General features: G+C 60.8%; 14 protein-coding genes. 13 read left to right on the plus strand and 1 reads right to left on the minus strand.

What is annotated here, in order from left to right; genetic code table 11:
- Nucleotides 1–3: 3 nt before the first annotated feature.
- The 13 genes from NJC38_RS15260 (at nucleotide 4) to NJC38_RS15320 (ending at nucleotide 16,249) form a co-directional block, all read left to right on the plus strand.
- Nucleotides 4–528 (plus strand): chemotaxis protein CheW, encoded by a 525-nt coding sequence (locus NJC38_RS15260; RefSeq protein ID WP_253115500.1) that lies wholly within the window; start codon nucleotides 4–6, stop codon nucleotides 526–528.
- Nucleotides 525–1,835 (plus strand): CheR family methyltransferase, encoded by a 1,311-nt coding sequence (locus NJC38_RS15265; RefSeq protein WP_253115502.1) that lies wholly within the window; start codon nucleotides 525–527, stop codon nucleotides 1,833–1,835. Before NJC38_RS15260 ends, NJC38_RS15265 begins: the two co-directional genes overlap by 4 nt.
- Nucleotides 1,835–2,521, plus strand: coding sequence for a chemotaxis protein CheW (locus tag NJC38_RS15270; RefSeq protein ID WP_253115503.1), 687 nt, complete (start codon nucleotides 1,835–1,837; stop codon nucleotides 2,519–2,521). Before NJC38_RS15265 ends, NJC38_RS15270 begins: the two co-directional genes overlap by 1 nt.
- Nucleotides 2,518–4,938, plus strand: coding sequence for a hybrid sensor histidine kinase/response regulator (locus NJC38_RS15275; RefSeq protein ID WP_253115506.1), 2,421 nt, complete (start codon nucleotides 2,518–2,520; stop codon nucleotides 4,936–4,938). The genes NJC38_RS15270 and NJC38_RS15275 overlap by 4 nt, the downstream gene beginning before the upstream one ends.
- Nucleotides 4,935–5,942, plus strand: coding sequence for a chemotaxis response regulator protein-glutamate methylesterase (locus NJC38_RS15280; protein WP_253115508.1), 1,008 nt, complete (start codon nucleotides 4,935–4,937; stop codon nucleotides 5,940–5,942). Before NJC38_RS15275 ends, NJC38_RS15280 begins: the two co-directional genes overlap by 4 nt.
- 48 nt (nucleotides 5,943–5,990) lie before the next feature.
- Nucleotides 5,991–7,001, plus strand: coding sequence for a PleD family two-component system response regulator (locus NJC38_RS15285; protein WP_045481288.1), 1,011 nt, complete (start codon nucleotides 5,991–5,993; stop codon nucleotides 6,999–7,001).
- A 215-nt stretch (nucleotides 7,002–7,216) separates the two neighbouring features.
- Nucleotides 7,217–8,312 (plus strand): peptide chain release factor 2 gene (gene prfB, locus NJC38_RS15290; protein ID WP_144403170.1). Its coding sequence is split into 2 segments (ribosomal slippage): nucleotides 7,217–7,288 and nucleotides 7,290–8,312, totalling 1,095 coding nucleotides; the frame shifts between segments, so codons are not numbered across the junction.
- Nucleotides 8,313–8,402: 90 nt separating this feature from the next.
- Complete coding sequence (lysS, locus tag NJC38_RS15295) at nucleotides 8,403–9,905, plus strand: lysine--tRNA ligase (RefSeq protein ID WP_253115510.1); 1,503 nt, start codon at nucleotides 8,403–8,405, stop codon at nucleotides 9,903–9,905.
- Nucleotides 9,906–10,008: 103 nt separating this feature from the next.
- Nucleotides 10,009–10,719: a TetR family transcriptional regulator gene (locus NJC38_RS15300; protein WP_253115512.1), complete on the plus strand. Its 711-nt coding sequence runs from the start codon at nucleotides 10,009–10,011 to the stop codon at nucleotides 10,717–10,719.
- Nucleotides 10,720–10,821: 102 nt separating this feature from the next.
- The gene (locus NJC38_RS15305) at nucleotides 10,822–12,099 is read left to right on the plus strand and encodes a flavohemoglobin expression-modulating QEGLA motif protein (RefSeq protein ID WP_253115514.1); all 1,278 of its coding nucleotides are present in this window, start codon (nucleotides 10,822–10,824) and stop codon (nucleotides 12,097–12,099) included.
- Between the two features lie 62 nt (nucleotides 12,100–12,161).
- Complete coding sequence (locus tag NJC38_RS15310) at nucleotides 12,162–13,052, plus strand: alpha/beta hydrolase (protein WP_253115516.1); 891 nt, start codon at nucleotides 12,162–12,164, stop codon at nucleotides 13,050–13,052.
- 208 nt (nucleotides 13,053–13,260) lie between these two features.
- Nucleotides 13,261–13,569 carry a hypothetical protein gene (locus NJC38_RS15315; protein WP_045481275.1) on the plus strand — a complete coding sequence of 103 codons (309 nt, stop codon included), beginning with the start codon at nucleotides 13,261–13,263 and terminating at the stop codon, nucleotides 13,567–13,569.
- Nucleotides 13,570–13,729: 160 nt separating this feature from the next.
- Nucleotides 13,730–16,249, plus strand: coding sequence for an excinuclease ABC subunit UvrA (locus tag NJC38_RS15320; protein ID WP_253115518.1), 2,520 nt, complete (start codon nucleotides 13,730–13,732; stop codon nucleotides 16,247–16,249).
- A 549-nt stretch (nucleotides 16,250–16,798) separates the two neighbouring features.
- Here NJC38_RS15320 and NJC38_RS15325 read toward each other — a convergent pair.
- Nucleotides 16,799–19,144, minus strand: coding sequence for a TonB-dependent receptor (locus tag NJC38_RS15325; RefSeq protein WP_253115520.1), 2,346 nt, complete (start codon nucleotides 19,142–19,144; stop codon nucleotides 16,799–16,801).
- Nucleotides 19,145–19,177 lie beyond the last annotated feature (33 nt).

The raw sequence follows: 19,177 nt of genomic DNA on the forward strand, positions 1-19,177 counted from the left end.
GCCATGGTTGAGCAATCACCCAAGCGGTCCGTGCGCGATACGCTGTTTCTGCTGTTTCGCATCGGCGAAGAACGCTACGCGCTGCAGGCCCGGGAGATCGCCGAGGTGCTGCCACGCCTGAAACTCAAGGTGATTCCCAAGGCGCCGGCCTGGGTGGCAGGGATCTTCGCCCACCGTGGCGAAATCGTCCCGGTCATCGATATCAGTGCCTTGAGTTTCGGCACTCCGGCCCGCGCCCGCACCAGCACCCGTATGGTGCTGGTGCACTACCGCCACGACGAGCAGCATCCGGCGCAGTTGCTGGGCCTGATTCTGGAGCAGGCCACCGAGACCCTGCGCTGTCCGGCTGCGCAGTTCAAGGAATACGGCCTGGAAAATCGCCTGTCGCCCTATCTGGGCCCGGTACGCGAAGATGAGCTGGGGCTGTTGCAGTGGATCCGTGTCGAGGAATTACTCAGTGAGCCGGTCCGCGAACTGCTGTATCCGGTGGTCGCGCCGGACATCGAGCTGCTGGAGGATGCGCCATGAGTAATGACGCGCGGTTCTTCGCGTTTCTCAAAGAGCGCATCGGCCTGGATGTCACCTCCGTGGGCGAGGCCATCGTCGAGCGGGCATTGCGCCAGCGCACCACTTCGTCCGGCGCCGCCGACAGCGACGCCTATTGGGCTTTGCTGCAGACCTCAGCGGCTGAGCAGCAGGCACTGATCGAAGCGGTGATCGTTCCTGAAACCTGGTTTTTCCGTTACCCGGAGTCTTTCGCCACGCTTGGCAAACTGGCGCTGGCGCGGGTCCAGGCACTGGCGGGTGCGCGGCCATTGCGTATTCTCAGCCTGCCATGCTCGACCGGCGAAGAACCTTATTCGATCGCCATGGCGTTGTTTGACGCAGGCCTGGCGGCGCAGCAGTTTCGCGTCGATGCGATCGATATCAGCCCGTTGTCGATCCAGCGTGCCAAGCGCGCGATCTATGGCAAGAACTCGTTCAGGGGCACCGACCTGAGCTTTCGTGAGCGTTACTTCAGTCAGCTGGCCGATGGCTGGCAGGTGGCTGAGCGGGTACGTGACTGTGTCGATTTTCGGCCCGGCAACCTGCTTGACCCGGCGCTGGCCAGCCAGCCGGCCTGCGATTTTGTGTTCTGTCGCAACCTGGTGATCTACTTTGACCGGCCGACCCAGGCCCATGTATTCGAGGTGCTCAAGCGCCTGACCCTGGAAGACGGCGTGCTGTTTATCGGCCCGGCCGAGGGCAATCTGTTGGCGCAGATCGGCATGCGCTCGATCAACGTTGCGCAGTCGTTCGCGTTTCGCCATGCGCGGGCTGATGATCCGCGGCCGGTGGTACTCGGTGCCCCGGCGGTGCCGGCACCCGCTCCAGTGGCGCCGGTGCTTGTCCAGCCTGCGGTAAGCAGCGCGCCGCGCAGCGGCCCACGGCCCTTTGCACCGGGCACTGCGGCGCGGGTGGCGGGCGGCGCGTTCGGTTCATCTGGCAGCCAGGCCCCGGCCCTGGCAGCGGCGCAGCCCGATGCCGAGCTGGCGGCCATTGCCAGCCTGGCCAATGAGGGCAAGAGCAGTGAGGCGCGGGCGGCCTGCCAGCGGTATCTGGCCCAGCACGAGCCGGTGGCCCAGGTGTTCTACTGGCTGGGCTTGCTCAGTGAAGTGGAAGGCAAGGTCCAGCAAGCGCAGGAGCATTACCGCAAAGCGTTGTATCTGCAACCCCAGCACCCCGAAGCCCTGGCGCAACTGGCTGCTGTACTGGCCGCACAAGGCGATAGCAGCGGTGCCCGGCGCTTGCTCGAACGAGCAGCGCGTGGCGCCAATAAACAAGGAAACAGCTGATGAGCGGGGTCAGCCTTGCAAGCCTTACCCAGGATGACGGTCAGGACATCGACGATTGCTGGAATCGCATCGGTATTCATGGTGACCGCTCTTGCCCCTTGCTGGCCGGGCACATCCATTGCCGTAACTGCGAAGTCTATTCGGCAGCGGCGACGCGCTTGCTCGATCGCTACAGCCTGGCGCAGGACTATCACGACCGCTCGCGCAGCGCTGAGCAACAGGGCAAGGCCAACACCCGTTCGGTAGTGGTGTTTCGCCTGGGTGATGAGTGGCTGGCCCTGGCCACCCGCAGCCTGGTTGAGGTGTCGCCGATGCAAGCGATCCATTCGCTGCCGCACCAACGTTCGCGGGCATTGCTGGGGGTTGCCAATGTCCGTGGCGCCCTGGTGGCGTGTATCTCGCTGGTCGAGTTGCTGGGCCTGGAAACCGGCGCCTGTTCGCCGGCCAATAACCGGATCATGCCGCGCATGCTCATCGTCGCGGCCGAAGGCGGTCCGGTGGTGGTGCCGGTGGATGAGGTCGATGGCATTCATGCCATGGAGCAGGCGCTGCTTGAGTCGGCGTCGGCCTCCGGTACTCATGCCAACGCCCGCTTTACCCGGGGCGTGCTGCACTGGAAGGATCGCAGCCTGCGTTTGCTTGATGAACAAGAGCTGCTGGTGGCAGTGCATCGGAGCCTGACATGACCCCGGACCAGATGCGCGACGCCTCGTTGTTCGAACTGTTTACCCTGGAAGCCGAGGCGCAGACCCAGGTACTGAGCGCCGGCCTGCTGGAACTGGAACGTAACCCGACCCAGGCCGATCATCTCGAAGCCTGTATGCGCGCCGCCCATTCGCTCAAGGGCGCGGCACGCATCGTGGGCGTGGACTTCGGCGTCAGCGTTGCCCATGTCATGGAGGACTGCCTGGTTGCCGGCCAGGAGGGGCGTCTGGTGCTGCAGCCGGAGCATATCGATGCGTTGCTGTCGGGCACCGACATGCTGATGCGCATCGCCACGCCAGGCGATGGCAGCGTCGATCAGTCGGCCGTGGACGCCTATGTACAGCGCATGAATGAGCTGATGAGTTCTGGGGTCGGCAGCGGGCGCAGCGTCAGCCGTCCGCCAGAGCCTGCGCCCGCCGACAGTGCGGCGCTGGCCGGGCCCGGCTTGCCTGACTCATTGGTGTTGGGGCTGTCGCCCGAAGCCCAGGCCGACTTGTCGGCGTTGCTGGCCGCCGAAGCGCCAGCGCCGGTCCCCCAGCCGCCTGTCGAGCCTGTCGAACCTGTTGTCGATGTCGACAGCGGGCCGCTTGCCACGGCGCAAGCCGATTCTGCGCCACGCCCGTTGCGTGACCGACGGGTTGCCGAGGGTGGCGAGCGGGTATTGCGCGTCACTGCCGAGCGCCTCAACGGGTTGCTTGATCTGTCCAGCAAATCGCTGGTCGAAAGTCAGCGCATCAAACCCCTGTTGACCGGCATGCAGCGTCTCAAGCGTCTGCAGTTGGGCAGTGACCGGGCGTTGCAGGTGCTTGAGGCCAGTCTCGACCAGAGCCAGATCAGCCCCGAGGCGCAAAAAGCACTGGAGGACGCGCGGCAATTGCTGTCGCAGGCGCAAAACATGCTGATTGAGCAGGCGGCAGAACTTGATGAGTTCGGCTGGCAGTCTGCACAGCGTGCCCAGTCGCTGTATGACAGCGCCCTGGCCTGCCGGATGCGGCCGTTTGCCGATGTGCTGGGTGGTCAGGCGCGGATGGTCCGCGACCTGGGCCGTGAGCTCGGCAAACCGGTGCGCCTGGATATCGATGGCGAAAAGACCCAGGTCGACCGTGAAGTGCTGGAAAAGCTTGAGGCGCCGCTGACTCACTTGCTGCGCAACGCGGTCGATCACGGTATTGAATCGCCAGAGCGACGTCAGGCGCTGGGTAAGGACAGCGAAGGTTCGATTCGCCTGCGCGCCTCTCACCAGGCGGGCATGTTGGTGGTCGAGCTCACCGACGACGGCGGTGGTGTCGACCTCGAAAAGCTGCGCAATGCCATCGTCGCCCGCAAGCTCTCGCCGGCTGAAACGGCGGCGCAGATGAGCGAAGAAGAACTGCTGAGTTTCCTGTTCCTGCCTGGCTTCAGCATGCGCGACAAGGTCACCCAGATTTCCGGGCGCGGCGTGGGCCTGGACGCGGTGCAGCATATGGTGCGCCAGTTGCACGGTGCCGTGACGCTGGAGCAGCAGGCCGGGCAGGGCAGTCGCTTTCGGATCGAAGTGCCGCTGACCTTATCGGTGGTGCGCAGCCTGGTGGTGGATGTCGGCGGCGAAGCCTATGCCTTCCCATTGGCGCACATCGAGCGCATGCGTGACCTCGAAGCCGGGGACATCGTGCAACTGGAAGGCCGCCAGCATTTCTGGCATGAAGGCCGCCACGTTGGCCTGGTTGCGGCCAGCCAGTTGCTCAACCGGCCACCGAGCGCCAATGCCCAGGACAATCTCAAGGTGGTGGTGATCCGCGAGCGTGACGCGGTGTATGGCGTGGCGGTCGAGCGTTTTATCGGTGAGCGGACCCTGGTGGTCATGCCGCTGGATGCGCGTCTTGGCAAGGTTCAGGATGTCTCGGCCGGTGCATTGCTGGACGACGGCTCGGTGGTCCTGATCATCGATGTCGAAGATTTGCTGCGCTCGGTGGAAAAACTCCTGAATACCGGAAGACTGGAGCGCGTTGATCGCCAGAACCGCCATAATGGCAATGTGACCCGCAAACGGGTTCTGGTCGTCGATGACTCGTTGACGGTACGTGAGCTGGAGCGCAAGTTACTGGTCAGTCGCGGTTATGAAGTGGCCGTGGCGGTCGATGGCATGGATGGCTGGAACGCCTTGCGCGCCGAAGACTTTGACCTGCTGATTACCGATATCGACATGCCGCGCATGGACGGTATCGAGCTGGTTACGCTGGTGCGCCGTGATACCCGGCTGCAATCTCTGCCTGTGATGGTGGTCTCCTACAAGGACCGTGAGGAAGATCGCCGTCGGGGGCTGGATGCCGGGGCCGATTATTACCTGGCCAAAGCCAGTTTCCATGACGACGCGTTGCTTGATGTTGTGGTGGAACTGATAGGAGACGCGCAGGGATGAAGATCGCTATCGTCAACGATATGCCCATGGCCATTGAAGCCCTGCGGCGCGCCCTGGCCTTCGAGCCCGAGCACCGGATCGTCTGGGTCGCCCGTAATGGCGCCGAGGCGGTGCAGATGTGCGCGGCAAACACCCCGGACCTGATCCTTATGGACCTGATCATGCCGGTGATGGACGGCGTCGAGGCCACAAGAAGGATCATGGCCGACTCACCATGCGCTATCGTTCTGGTCACGGTCGATCGTGAACAGAACGTCCATCGCGTTTTCGAAGCCATGGGCCACGGTGCGCTGGATGTGGTGGACACCCCGGCTGTTGGTGCGGGCGATCCGAAAGAAGCTGCCGCGCCGTTACTGCGCAAGATATTCAACATTGGCTGGCTGATCGGCCAGCGCAGCGCACGCGAACGCAGCGCCGGGACTGTCTTGCAGGGCGCGGTGCGCCGCGGCGGTCTGGTTGCCATCGGCTCCTCGGCAGGTGGGCCGGCAGCGCTGGAAGAATTGCTCAAAGGCCTGCCGGTGAGCTTTCCTGCGGCGGTGGTGCTGGTGCAACATGTCGATCAGGTGTTCGCTGCCGGCATGGCCGAGTGGCTGAGCAGTGCCTCAGGCATGCCGGTGCGCCTGGCCCGCGAGGGCGAGCCGCCGCAACCGGGTCAGGTGGTGCTGGCCGGAACCAACCACCATATCCGTCTGTTGCAGGACGGGACGCTCGCCTACACGGCCGAGCCGGTAAACGAAATCTACAGGCCCTCGATTGATGTTTTTTTCGAAAGTGTGGCCCGCTATTGGAGTGGTGATGCAGTGGGAGTGTTACTGACCGGCATGGGTCGCGATGGTGCTCAAGGACTCAAGGCCATGCGCCAGAAAGGATTTCTGACCATCGCTCAGGATCAGGCCAGCAGCGCTGTATATGGCATGCCCAAGGCGGCTGCCGCCATCGATGCCGCCGTCGAGATCCGCCCGCTGCGCACTATTGCTCCACGTTTGGTTGAGGTATTCGCATAATGATTTTCCAGGTGAAATCACCTTCAGCCGGTGACCAGGAGATGCTTCATGCATGACTTGCAGACAGAAGATATCAAGGCTCCGGACGAAAACTCCGCCATGGTCCTGTTGGTCGATGACCAGGCCATGATCGGCGAGGCGGTACGTCGCGGCCTGGCCAATGAAGAGCTGATCGACTTCCATTTCTGTGCCGACCCGCATCAGGCCATTGCCCAGGCGGTGCAGATCAAGCCCACCGTAATCCTTCAGGATCTGGTGATGCCAGGGCTGGACGGCCTGACCCTGGTGCGTGAGTACCGCAACAACCCGTTGACCAAGGACATCCCGATCATCGTCCTGTCGACCAAGGAGGACCCGCTGATCAAGAGCGCGGCCTTCGCGGCCGGGGCCAACGATTACCTGGTCAAGTTGCCCGATACCATCGAACTGGTGGCGCGCATCCGCTACCACTCGCGTTCCTACCTGACCCTGTTGCAGCGCGACGAGGCCTACCGCGCCTTGCGGGTCAGCCAGCAGCAACTGCTCGACACCAACCTGGTACTGCAGCGGCTGATGAACTCCGACGGCCTGACCGGGCTGTCCAACCGTCGTCACTTCGACGAATACCTGGAGCTTGAGTGGCGCCGCGCCACCCGTGAGCAAAGCCAGCTGTCACTGATGATGATCGATGTGGACTATTTCAAGGCCTACAACGACAGCTTTGGTCATCTGGAGGGCGATGAAGCCTTGCGCCAGGTGGCCAAGGCAATCCGTGCCAACTGCAGCCGCCCCTCGGACCTGCCGGCCCGCTACGGCGGCGAAGAATTCGCCATGGTATTGCCCAACACCACCCCCGGCGGCGCCCGATTGCTGGCCGAAAAACTGCGCCAGAGCGTCGCCAGCATGAACATCCCGCACATCGCACCGGCACCGGGTTCACACCTGACGGTCAGCATCGGCATCGCCACCGTGATCCCGCAGCCCGGCGGCAACAGCCGACAGTTGATTCTGGACGCTGACAAGGGGCTGTATGCGGCCAAGCATAATGGGCGTAATCAGGTGCAGGTGGGGGGCGCCTGACCGCAACGGGGTCGCCGGATCAGTCTCCTGCGATTCGGGCATGATGCTGGGCCGGTGGGAGTCAGCTTGCTGACGAAGGCGGCATCACAGGCATCGTGGGTTCACCCGCCGTTGAAGTGAATGCGCGGCGTCCCCGTCCGACGGGGCTGCTTTCGCCACTACGCCTAAGGTATACTCACCGGCTTTGTAATTTTCGCCTGCGAGTGCTGCCGACCATGGAAATCAACCCGATTCTGAACAGCATCAAGGACCTCTCCGAGCGTTCCGAAACCATTCGGGGGTATCTTTGACTACGATCACAAACATGATCGTCTGGTTGAAGTCACCCGCGAGCTCGAAGACCCTAACGTCTGGAACAAGCCTGAATACGCCCAGAGCCTGGGCCGCGAACGCTCCCAGCTGGAGCAGATCGTCACCACTCTCGATGACCTTGGCAGCGGCCTGACCGACGCCAAAGACCTGCTTGAGATGGCTGCCGAAGAAGAAGACGAAGGCGCTGTCGCCGACGTCGTCGCGGAAGTCGAGCGCCTGCGCGAAGCGCTGGAGAAGCTCGAATTCCGGCGCATGTTCAGTGGCGAGATGGACCCCAACAACGCCTACCTCGACATCCAGGCCGGTTCCGGCGGCACCGAGGCTCAGGACTGGGCCAACATTCTGCTGCGCATGTACCTGCGCTGGGCCGACAAGCGCGGCTTTGACGCGACCATCATGGAACTGTCCGAGGGTGAAGTCGCCGGTATCAAGGGCGCCACTGTGCACATCAAGGGCGAATACGCCTTCGGCTGGCTGCGCACCGAGATCGGTGTCCACCGTCTGGTGCGCAAGAGCCCGTTCGACTCCGGTGCACGTCGCCACACCTCGTTCTCGGCGGTGTTCGTGTCGCCCGAGATCGACGACAAGGTCGAGATCGAGATCAACCCGTCGGACCTGCGTATCGACACCTACCGTTCCTCCGGTGCCGGTGGTCAGCACGTAAACACCACCGACTCGGCGGTGCGGATCACCCACGTGCCGACCAACACCGTGGTCAGTTGCCAGAACGAACGCTCCCAGCACGCCAACAAAGACACCGCCATGAAAATGCTGCGGGCCAAGTTGTACGAGCTGGAAATGCAAAAGCGCAACGCCGCTTCGCAGGCCCTCGAAGACAGCAAGTCGGACATCGGCTGGGGTCACCAGATCCGCTCGTATGTGCTTGATGACTCGCGCATCAAAGACCTGCGCACCGGCGTCGAGCGCAGCGACTGCCAGAAAGTCCTGGACGGCGACCTCGACCAGTACTTGGAAGCGAGCCTCAAGCAGGGGCTGTAAGCCGCACACCACCGCCGCGATACCAGGCTGTGCCGGTATCGCGTGCCCTGCCCGCAGGGGCAACGAACACCTGATGGAAAGAATTACGACATGAGCGACCTCAAGACCGAATCGCAAGACCTGCAACAGGAAGAAAACACCCTGATCGCACTGCGCAAGGAAAAGCTTGCCGCAGCCCGCGCCAAGGGCCAGGCCTTCCCCAACGACTTCCGCCGTGACAACTACTGCAACGACCTGCAGAAACAGTATGTCGACAAGACCAAGGAAGAACTGGCCGAGGCTGCGATTCCCGTCAAGGTTGCCGGTCGCATCATGCTCAACCGTGGCGCGTTCATGGTGATCCAGGACATGACCGGGCGCATCCAGGTCTATGTCAACCGCAAGACCCTGTCCGAAGAAACCCTGGCCGAGGTCAAGACTTGGGACCTGGGCGATATCATTGCTGCTGAGGGCACCCTGGCGCGTTCTGGCAAGGGCGACCTGTACGTCGAGATGACCAGCGTGCGTCTGCTGACCAAGTCGCTGCGCCCGCTGCCCGACAAGCATCACGGCCTGACCGACACCGAGCAGCGCTATCGTCAGCGCTACGTTGACCTGATCGTCAACGACGAAACCCGTAACACCTTCCGGGTGCGCTCGCAGGTGATCTCGCACATCCGCAGCTTCCTGGCCAAGCGCGACTTCCTGGAAGTCGAAACGCCGATGCTGCAGACCATTCCTGGCGGTGCGGCGGCCAAGCCGTTCGAAACCCACCACAATGCCCTGGACATGGCCATGTTCCTGCGCATCGCGCCGGAGCTGTATCTCAAGCGGCTGGTGGTTGGTGGCTTTGAGAAAGTCTTCGAGATCAACCGCAACTTCCGTAACGAAGGCGTCTCGACCCGGCACAACCCTGAATTCACCATGCTTGAGTTCTACCAGGCCTACGCCGACTACGAAGACAACATGGACCTCACCGAAGAGCTGTTCCGCGAGCTGGCGCAGCTGGTACTGGGCACTACCGACGTGCCGTATGGTGATAAGGTGTTCCACTTCGGCGAGCCGTTCGTGCGCCTGTCGGTGTTCGACTCGATCCTCAAGTACAACCCTGAGCTGACCGCAGGCGACCTGCAAGACGTCGATAAAGCCCGCGCCATCGCCAAAAAGGCCGGTGCCAAGGTGCTGGGCCACGAAGGTCTGGGCAAACTGCAGGTGATGATTTTCGAAGAGCTGGTCGAGCACAAGCTGGAGCAGCCGCATTTCATCACTGAATACCCGTTCGAGGTGTCGCCACTGGCGCGCCGCAACAACAACAACCCGAACGTCACCGACCGTTTCGAGCTGTTCATCGGCGGCCGCGAAATCGCCAACGCCTACTCCGAGCTCAACGACGCTGAAGACCAGGCTGACCGCTTCCAGGCCCAGGTGGCCGAGAAGGACGCTGGCGACGACGAAGCCATGCACTTTGACGCCGACTTCGTACGTGCGCTGGAGTACGGCATGCCGCCGACCGCCGGTGAAGGCATTGGCATCGACCGTCTGGTCATGCTGCTGACCAACTCGCCGTCGATCCGCGACGTGATCCTGTTCCCGCACATGCGTCCACAGGCATAAGTCGGTTTCGCGGCTAAAGCCGCTCCTACCTCATACGCCGTAGGAGCGGCTTTAGCCGCGAATGGCACCAAGGCCGCCGCGCTACGATTCAAGGAGAACCGTGGTGAATGACGCCACCCAAGGACCTGCCAACGTCGCCAGCGCCGTCGCTCAGAACGTCCGCTATCAGGGCCGCAAGGCCAGTCGGCGGGGTAGCGAGCAGCGGCGCCAGGACATTCTTGATGCTGCCATGCGTATCGTCATCCGTGACGGTGTACGTGGGGTCAGGCATCGTGCGGTGGCCGCAGAGGCCGATGTGCCGCTGTCAGCCACCACCTACTACTTCAAAGACATCGATGACCTGCTCAACGATGCCTTCGCGCAATATGTGCAACGCAGTGCCGCCTACCTGGCGCGGCTGTGGCAAAACACCGAAGTGATCCTGCGCGATTTGCTCGCCGGCAACGATGGCAGCCCGCACGACCGGCAGCGTGTCGCCGACGTGATCGCCCGCATGATCCACGACTACATCGACCATCAATTACAGACCCGCCGCGATCAACTGATCGCTGAGCATGCCTTTTACCTTGAAGCCCTGATCAACCCGCGCCTGGCGCTGTTGGTCGCTGATCACCAGCAGATCCTGTTTCGCGGTGCCTGCCAGTTTCTTCAGGTGCTGGGTTCAGAGCAGCCGCAGCAGGACGCCGAAGTGTTGACGGGCATGATCCGGCGGATGGAATATCAGGGCCTGTTGCACGGTCTCAATGACCCGCCGAACGGGCAGCGACTGGCTATTCTGACTCGTCAGATGCGTCTGTTTCTCGCAATGGCTTAGCAGAAACTTAAAAACGTTGGCGAGGCAGCCTGTTTTTTACGCAGCAATGGCGCTCAGCCAGCAGGTAGTTTTTAAGTCAACATCAGGATCAAGGAGTACCGGGTGGACGAATACCAGCAGACTATTCGTGGCTTATCGGACCGGATCGTCACGGCGCAGACGCCGATCCGTGTGCTCGATGCGGTGAAGTGGGACGACAGTGTGCGCAAGGGCTTTCTGGCCGCCAAGGGCAAAGAGCTGCCCGCAGTCGATCGCGCTTATTACGAAGGCCGGCCACTGGGCTTCGACTCTGCTGCGCTGAAGCAGGAATTCCAGAACATCGAGCGCGATGTCACCCGCCAGTTGGGGCAATTCAACCCGGTGGGGCAGATCATGCGCCGCATGTGCCGCGAATACCGCATGGTCATTCGTATGCTTGAAGCGCGTGGTACGGCGGATTTCGGCCTGATCTCCCAAGAGCTGTATGGCGCGGCGTCCGACGCATTTCATGCCGGCGACCCGACCCTGTCCGACCTGGGGGTGATGCTCTCCGGATATCTGAACAACATTGCCGGGCGCGGCGACCTCAAGGACGAACCCAAGACCCTGACCGCCAAGGACGCCGTGGAGATTCTCCAAGAGCGCCTGAACCGGGTATTTGGCGGGGGCGAAGAAACTGTGCGGGTGTTCGAGTCCGACGGCATCGTGGCCGACGCCGCCGCCGGCGCCGACTACATCAAGATCCGATCCGATGCGATGTTCAACCAGCGCGATGTCCGCGCCCTGGAAGTCCACGAGGGGCTGGTGCATGTCGGCACCACCCTCAATGGCCAGAACCAGCCGATCTGCACCTTTTTGTCCAAAGGCCCGCCCTCGTCGACCGTGACCCAGGAGGGCCTGGCGATTCTCATGGAGGTGATCGCTTTTGCCTCCTACCCCAGCCGCTTGCGCAAGCTGACCAACCGCACCCGCGCCATTCACATGGCCGAGGAGGGCGCGGACTTCCTGCAGGTGTACGACTTCTACCGTGAACAGGGCTTCAGTCAGGCCGACAGCTATGGCAACGCCAGCCGGGTGTTCCGTGGCTCGACGCCAAACGGGCTGCCATTCACCAAGGATCTGTCCTACCTCAAGGGCTTCATCATGATTTACAACTACATTCAGCTGGCCGTACGTAAAGGCAAGCTCGAACAGGTGCCCTTGCTGTTTTGCGGCAAGACGACCCTTGAAGACATGCGTACCTTGCGCCAACTGGTGGATGAAGGCCTGGTGGTCGCGCCCAAATACCTGCCTGATCAGTTCCGTGACATGAACGCCCTGTCAGCCTGGATGTGCTTCTCCAACTTCCTGAACCATTTGAGCCTGGACCGGATCGAAGCAGATTATTCCAACATCCTCTGAGCGGGAGGGGGTCGGGACCTGCTTCGCGGATGAATCCGCTCCTACGACAAAGGATGGTGAGTTTGAAAGCGATCGGCATTCTGGTCCTGCTGCTGTGCCTGGGCGGTTGCAGCGGCATGCTGTTTTACCCTGAGCGTGGCCTGCCGTTCACCCCCGACAAGGCCCGCCTCGAATACCGTGACCTGACCCTCACCACCGCCGACGGCACGCGCCTGCACGGCTGGTGGCTGCCGGCCAAACCGGGTGTGCCGGTCAAGGGCACGGTGCTGCACCTGCATGGCAACGGCGGCAATCTGGCCTGGCACCTGGGGGGGAGCTGGTGGCTGCCGGAGCAGGGTTATCAGGTGCTGATGCTCGACTATCGCGGCTATGGTTTGTCTGAAGGCGAGCCGAGCCTGCCGGCCATTTATCAGGATCTCGATGCCGCCTTTGCCTGGCTGGATAAGGCGCCAGAAACCCAGGGCCAGCCGCGTATCGTATTGGGCCAAAGCATCGGCGGGGCGCTGGCCGTGCATTATCTGGCGCAGCATCCAGAGCAACGCAGCGGCCTCAAGGCGCTGATTCTCGATGGCGTCCCGGCCAGCTACCGTGAAGTGGCCCGCCATGCCCTTGGCACCTCCTGGCTGACCTGGCCATTCAAGCGGCCGTTGTCGTGGTTCATCCCTGACGGCGACAGCGCCATCCACAGCATTGCCCAGCTTAAAGGCACACCGATGCTGCTGTTTCACAGCATGGACGACGATATCGTGCCGCTGAATAACGGCCTGGCCCTTTACAAAGCCGCGCCCTTGCCCCGGGTGCTGCAATTGACCCGCGGCGGCCACGTCCAGACCTTCGCCGACCCGACCTGGCGCCAGGTGCTGCTGCGCTACCTCGACGACCCCCAGCATTTCAACGGCCTGCGCCGGCTGGGGGAAATCCCCAACTATCCGCCCACACCTGCGACGCCGTGACCTGCCCAAGCATTGATGTCGCTCACGGATGTTCAGATAAAACACTGTCATTGTGGGACAGAGCGATTATCCGCATTCGCCATGGCCCGGCATCCCGGCAGGGCTGCCTCCCACCGCAACTGTGGCGTGTACAAGAGCCAGGTACGACGTGGATCTGTGGGAGGCCGCTCTGCTGGCAACAGAAGTTACCTCATTTTCGAGCACACTCATGACCCAGGAACGCAACCTCATCCCCATCATCCTGACTGGCGTTGCCAGCATCGCCGGCACCGTCGCCTGCCTCGGGTACTACGGCTACCTGCACTTCGCCAAGCCTGAAGATGCGCTGCTGCTCAACGACTACACCATGCTCAAAACCATTCCCGGCGAGCAATATTCTGCCAGCCTGGCCCCGGCCAACCAGATCGCTCAATGCATCGATGGCGTGCTGGTGCTGTTCGACACCCAGCAAAAGGGCCTGAGCGGCGTGTTGGTGGATAACCGTAAACGTTTGGTAAGGTGCAGTGGTCCACAGTAACGTTCAGCCTTCGAATCACTACCGTTCGAATAACCACCACAACTTTTGTGGGGGCCACTGTGGGAACGAGCTTGCTCGTGAAGGGGCCATGCCAGACGCAGCCTTTGGGCGCCTGACTGAACAGTACTGTTTTTAAATTCCGTCGCAGTAAGGACCCCCGATGCCCGCTTCTCCATCGACCGCTTTTTCAGGCTTCGTCCGGGTGCGCGGTGCCCGCGAGCACAACCTCAAGAACGTCGATGTCGACATTCCCCGCGATGCCCTGGTGGTGTTCACCGGGGTTTCCGGCTCGGGCAAGTCGTCACTGGCGTTCTCGACCCTGTATGCCGAGGCCCAGCGCCGTTACTTCGAGTCGGTAGCCCCTTACGCACGGCGGCTGATCGATCAGGTCGGCGTCCCGGATGTCGATGCCATCGACGGTCTGCCGCCGGCGGTGGCTCTGCAACAGCAGCGCGGCACCCCCAGTGCGCGGTCGTCGGTGGGCAGCGTCACGACCTTGTCGAGCCTGATCCGCATGCTCTACTCGCGGGCCGGCCGTTACCCGGCCGGCCAGCCTTTGTTGTACGCCGAAGATTTTTCGGCCAACACCCCGCAAGGCGCCTGCCCGCAGTGCCATGGCTTGGGCCGGGTGCATGAGGTCACGGAACAGTCGATGGTGCCTGATCCGTCGTTGACCATTCGTGAGCGGGCGGTCGCGGCCTGGCCGCTGGCCTGGCAAGGCCAGAACCTGCGCGACATCCTGGTGACCCTGGGCTACGACGTCGATGTTCCCTGGCGTGACCTGCCCAGGCAGCAGCGCGACTGGATCCTGTTCACCGACGAAACCCCGACCGTGCCGGTGTACGCCGGCCTGACTCCGGCGCAGACCCGTGAGGCCCTCAAGCGCAAGCTCGAACCCAGTTACCAGGGCACCTTCAGCGGCGCCCGGCGTTATCTGTTGCACACCTTCATGCATTCGCAGAGTGCCCAGATGCGCAAGCGCGTGGCGCAATACATGCGCGCCAGCCCGTGCCCGTCCTGCGAGGGCAAACGCCTCAAACCGCAAGCGCTGAGCGTGACCTTCGCCGGGCTGGATATCGCGGCGTTGTCGCAGCTGCCGTTACAACAACTGGCCGCGCTGCTGCAGCAGGTCGCCGCGCCAGGCTGGCTGGAGCAGGACGAGCCGGATTCGTCCCTGGAAAAGCGCCTGGCTGCGCAGCGCATCGCCGTGGAACTGCTTGAACGCATCACCACCCTGATCGACCTGGGGCTGGGCTACCTGGCGCTGGAGCGCAGCACCCCGACGTTGTCGTCCGGTGAGCTGCAACGCCTGCGCCTGGCCACCCAGCTCAACTCACAGCTGTTCGGGGTGATCTACGTGCTCGACGAGCCCTCAGCCGGTCTGCACCCAGCCGACAGCGAGGCGCTGTTCGAAGCCCTGCAACGCCTCAAGGCGGCGGGCAACTCGGTGTACGTGGTCGAGCATGACCTGGACACCATGCGCCGTGCCGACTGGCTGATCGATGTCGGCCCGGCCGCCGGCGAACAGGGCGGCCAGGTGCTGTACAGCGGCCCGCCAGCGGGCCTTGCGCAGGTCGAGGCCTCCAGCACCCGGCATTACCTGTTCAGCCCTGCCGTCCAGGCTGGGCACACGCCGCGCGTGGGCAAAGACTGGCTGCGCCTGGAAGGCGTCACCCGCAACAACCTCAACGACCTGAGCGCTGATTTTCCGCTGGGCTGCTTCACCTCGGTCACCGGTATTTCCGGCTCCGGCAAATCCAGCCTGGTCAGCCAGGCGCTGCTGGAGCTGGTCGGTGCACACCTGGGGCACAGCGAAGCGCCGACCGACGCTGCGGAGCAGAGCCTGGAGGACGAACCGCAACAGACCACTGGCGGGCGCATCAGCGCCGGGCTTGACGGCCTCAAGCGTCTGGTGCAGGTTGACCAGAAACCCATCGGCCGCACGCCACGCTCGAATCTTGCGACCTACACCGGGCTGTTCGACCACGTCCGCAAACTGTTTGCCGCCACCGAGCAAGCCAAAGCGCTGGGTTTCGATGCCGGGCAGTTCTCGTTCAACGTCGCCAAGGGCCGCTGCGAAAAGTGCGAAGGCGAGGGCTTCGTCAGCGTCGAGCTGCTGTTCATGCCGAGCGTCTACGCGCCATGCCCGACCTGCCACGGCGCCCGCTACAACCCGCAGACCCTGACCGTCAGCTGGAATGGCCTGAACATCGCGCAAGTGCTGCAACTGACCGTCGACCAGGCCTACGAGGTGTTTGCCGAACAGGCCGCACCACGCCGCGCGCTGCAAGTGCTCAAGGACATCGGCCTGGGCTACCTGCGCCTCGGCCAGCCGGCCACCGAACTGTCCGGCGGTGAAGCGCAGCGCATCAAACTCGCCACCGAATTGCAACGCAGCGCCCGCGGCGCGACCCTGTACGTTCTCGACGAACCCACCAACGGCCTGCACCCGCAAGACATCGACCGCCTGCTGGTGCAACTTAACCGGCTGGTGGATGCCGGGCATACCGTAGTGGTGGTCGAACACGACATGCGGGTGGTGGCGCAGAGTGACTGGGTGATCGATATCGGTCCCGGTGCCGGGGATGCTGGCGGCAAGGTGGTGGTAAGTGGTGTGCCGGGGGAGGTGGCGCGGTGTGCTGAAAGCCGGACTGCGGGGTTTCTGCGGAGGGCGTTGTAGCAGGTTATGAGCGGATGCAAGTCCTGCGGCTGTCCGATGTCCCGGTGGGAGCTTGCTGGCGAAAGAGTCAGCAAGGTCACTGAATCTGTTATGCCTGTATTTGTTGGCTGCCCGGAGCGTCGACCGTGTGCTCCCACCGAATCAAAGTCGTGTCGAGTGCTTGGGCTCGACACTGTCTCGGTGGGAGTTGGCTTGCCAACGAAGGCGCCGGTATATTCGCAATAGATATTATGACTTTAACTACCTCTTCACGAGCTCGTTCCCGAAGCGATTTGTAGCGCCAGACAGAACAGCATTGTGGGTAAAAATAATGGTCGCCCGTTCACTACGATAGATAACCTATGTCAGATTGCTCACTCGCTGACACCGGGGGAGGGCGCCAATTTATAGTCTCAATTTGCGAAGGTCTAAGGATCTTCTGAAAAAGCCCCCATCCCGAAAGCCAGCCCCAGTAAACACGCAGGTTCCAGAGCAGCAGATTTGCGAAATCAGGGCTTTTTCAGAGTTTTCCTAAGTGGCGCCTTTTTGTCAGGCTTTATTCTGCAAGGATTAGAATGTGTACTTTATGGATGTCATTAAGCTTCGTGGTGCTCCATAAGTTCCTCTAAGTCCTGGGTAGGAGTATTCTTTGTTGAATAGGTTGTCGATATTAGCTGATATTGTTGTGTTATCATCTATTTTGTATCGCCCCATCAATGTGAATAAGGCGTAGCTGTCTTGGTGTATAAGCTTCAGGTCGTCACCCGTTTTGCTTTCCCAAGTAAAACCGCCGCCAACAGTTAGCCTGTTAAGTTCGCCGGGTAGTCTATAGGTGGTGAATGTTTTAATGCTGTGCCGAGGTGCTTGGGTGATTAAGCGCTCATTTTCGTCGTTCTTTGTTACGCTGTAAACATACCCGCTGCTTAGGTTCCAGCTTTCAGTGATTGCACCGTTAAATTCCAGCTCTATACCTTCTGTTGTTGTGTTGTTAAGGAGTTCATAATTAATAAGTGCGCTTTTCCATACGGCCAGGTTGTCTTGGTTTGTCTTAAAGGCTGCTAGGCTGGAGTTTAGTTTTCCTTGGTTGAAGCTGGCTTTAACTCCTGCCTCGTAACTTGTGCCTTCTTCGGGCGGGGCATTCTTTATAAATTGATCAAGAAATGCATCTTGTGGCTGAAAAATGCTCGTATAGCTGGCGTAAATAGACCAGTTTTCATTAAGCTCCTGTACCAGTCCAAGGTAGGGCGTAAAAATACCGGACTCTTTGTTTTTGCTATTCACTTTGATGGGGTTAGAGAAAGTGATGCTTTCAATATTCTTCTTCCAATCTGTCAGTCGACTGCCAAGAAGTAATTTAGTGCTGTCAGTAATGTGCAGGCGAGAGCTGAGGTAGATGCTATTCTGATACTCATCGAATTTACTTTTTCCTGAGTGTTGGAATTCAGGTTCAGGAGTGTCATCTGTCCATGTTGAGTAATTCGGTATGGCGTAGAAAGAGGGCGTCATTACGTAGTTTGGTGTCTTGGAGTTTATATGCGTCAATGCAATTCCAGCCATTAATTCGTGCTGACGTTCGAATAATGAAAACGAGCCTGTCGTATAGCTGTCAAGGCTGCTTTGTTCAGTGGTGCTTGCCCAGTGAGGGCTTTGCAAGCGACTCCCCGCCCCTGTTAATGGATCAATGGAGCCGATAATTGAAGCGTTCAGCGAGTCGTAGTCATAACGACTGTGGTTAATCTCTGTTTTGAAGTTCCAGTCAGGATTGATTTGATGTTCTATAGACGCAAAAGCACTATCAAGATCGTGGTCGTAATAGGACCATGATGGGGTTTTATTGCTATTTGGTTTGGTGGGTAGTTTGTTTCTTTGTGCGTCAACCATTGGGAATGCCGAGAGCGGAGAGTTGGTGTTTCTGCTTATGTGACTTAAACCTAATGTTAGTAGCGTCTTCTCGGTGATATCAAGTTCGGTGATCCCATAAAGGCTGATTTTTTCTTGTTTATAGTTGCTTGTCCAGGCGCCTTGGTTCTTGTAGTCGGCCACAAAGCGGCCGCGAATACTAATGTTCTCGTTGAGTGGTCCAGAAACGTCTAGGCCGCTGCCATATCTACGCCAGTTTCCGGTCTCAGCCGTTAAGATTGCTTGAGGGTCGTAGGTGGGCCTCTTGCGAATCATGTTAATGGTGGCTGACGGTTTGCCTAACCCACTCATAATGCCTGTCGCTCCGCGAACAACCTCAACCCTGTCGTATATAGACATGTCTTGTAGGTAATTGGCCATCGATGATGAGGTCGGAATTCCGTCAATTTGAAAATTGTTGATGCTTGATCCACGTGAGAGTATTTGAGGGGAGTCAGCCCCAACGGTCAGCGATTGAACGCTTATACCTGTGGTTGCTCGAAGAGCATCGGCCAAGTTATCCAGCTTCTGATCTTCCATCCGCTGCCGTGTAATCACCGTCACCGATTGCGGCGTTTCCTGCGGTGTCAGGTTCAAGCGCGTCGAACTACTCGTAGACCCGGTCGTATAAGAGCCGGTCCCCTCGGTAATCGACCCCGGTGCCTTGCCTGAAATGCTCACTGCCGACAGCTCAAGCCCGGTACTGTTTGCCCGTGGCCGTACCTCGTAACGCTTCTCCCCGGTCTTCACCGCCTCCAGCCCGCTGCCTTCGAGCAGGATCGCCAGCGCCTGTTCCACGCTGTAGCTGCCGTCCAGCACCCGGCTCTGTTGGTCTTCGGTCAGGCTGCCGTCGCTGACCAGGAAGATTCCGGCCTGGGCAGCGAAGCGGTTGAGTTGGGTCGACAACGGCCCGGATTCCAGGCGGTACTGCTCGGCGGCGTGGCTGAGCGGGCTGAGCACAGCCAGGGCGATGGCCAGGCTCAGGGGGCGTAACGAGGCGGCGGGCAAGCGGTACATGGGTGGTCCTGTTAGCTGATGGTGTGTGGGTTG

This window comes from Pseudomonas sp. 21LCFQ010 (assembly GCF_024129905.1).
GTDB lineage: Bacteria > Pseudomonadota > Gammaproteobacteria > Pseudomonadales > Pseudomonadaceae > Aquipseudomonas.

Excerpts from the sequence above, each read along its gene's own strand:
- NJC38_RS15260 (WP_253115500.1), top strand. The coding sequence starts at position 4 with ATGGTTGAGCAATCACCCAAGCGGTCCGTGCGCGATACGCTGTTTCTG.
- NJC38_RS15265 (WP_253115502.1), top strand. The coding sequence starts at position 525 with ATGAGTAATGACGCGCGGTTCTTCGCGTTTCTCAAAGAGCGCATCGGC.
- NJC38_RS15270 (WP_253115503.1), top strand. The coding sequence starts at position 1,835 with ATGAGCGGGGTCAGCCTTGCAAGCCTTACCCAGGATGACGGTCAGGAC.
- NJC38_RS15275 (WP_253115506.1), top strand. The coding sequence starts at position 2,518 with ATGACCCCGGACCAGATGCGCGACGCCTCGTTGTTCGAACTGTTTACC.
- NJC38_RS15280 (WP_253115508.1), top strand. The coding sequence starts at position 4,935 with ATGAAGATCGCTATCGTCAACGATATGCCCATGGCCATTGAAGCCCTG.
- NJC38_RS15285 (WP_045481288.1), top strand. The coding sequence starts at position 5,991 with ATGCATGACTTGCAGACAGAAGATATCAAGGCTCCGGACGAAAACTCC.
- lysS (WP_253115510.1), top strand. The coding sequence starts at position 8,403 with ATGAGCGACCTCAAGACCGAATCGCAAGACCTGCAACAGGAAGAAAAC.
- NJC38_RS15315 (WP_045481275.1), top strand. The coding sequence starts at position 13,261 with ATGACCCAGGAACGCAACCTCATCCCCATCATCCTGACTGGCGTTGCC.
- NJC38_RS15320 (WP_253115518.1), top strand. The coding sequence starts at position 13,730 with ATGCCCGCTTCTCCATCGACCGCTTTTTCAGGCTTCGTCCGGGTGCGC.
- NJC38_RS15325 (WP_253115520.1), bottom strand. The coding sequence starts at position 19,144 with ATGTACCGCTTGCCCGCCGCCTCGTTACGCCCCCTGAGCCTGGCCATC.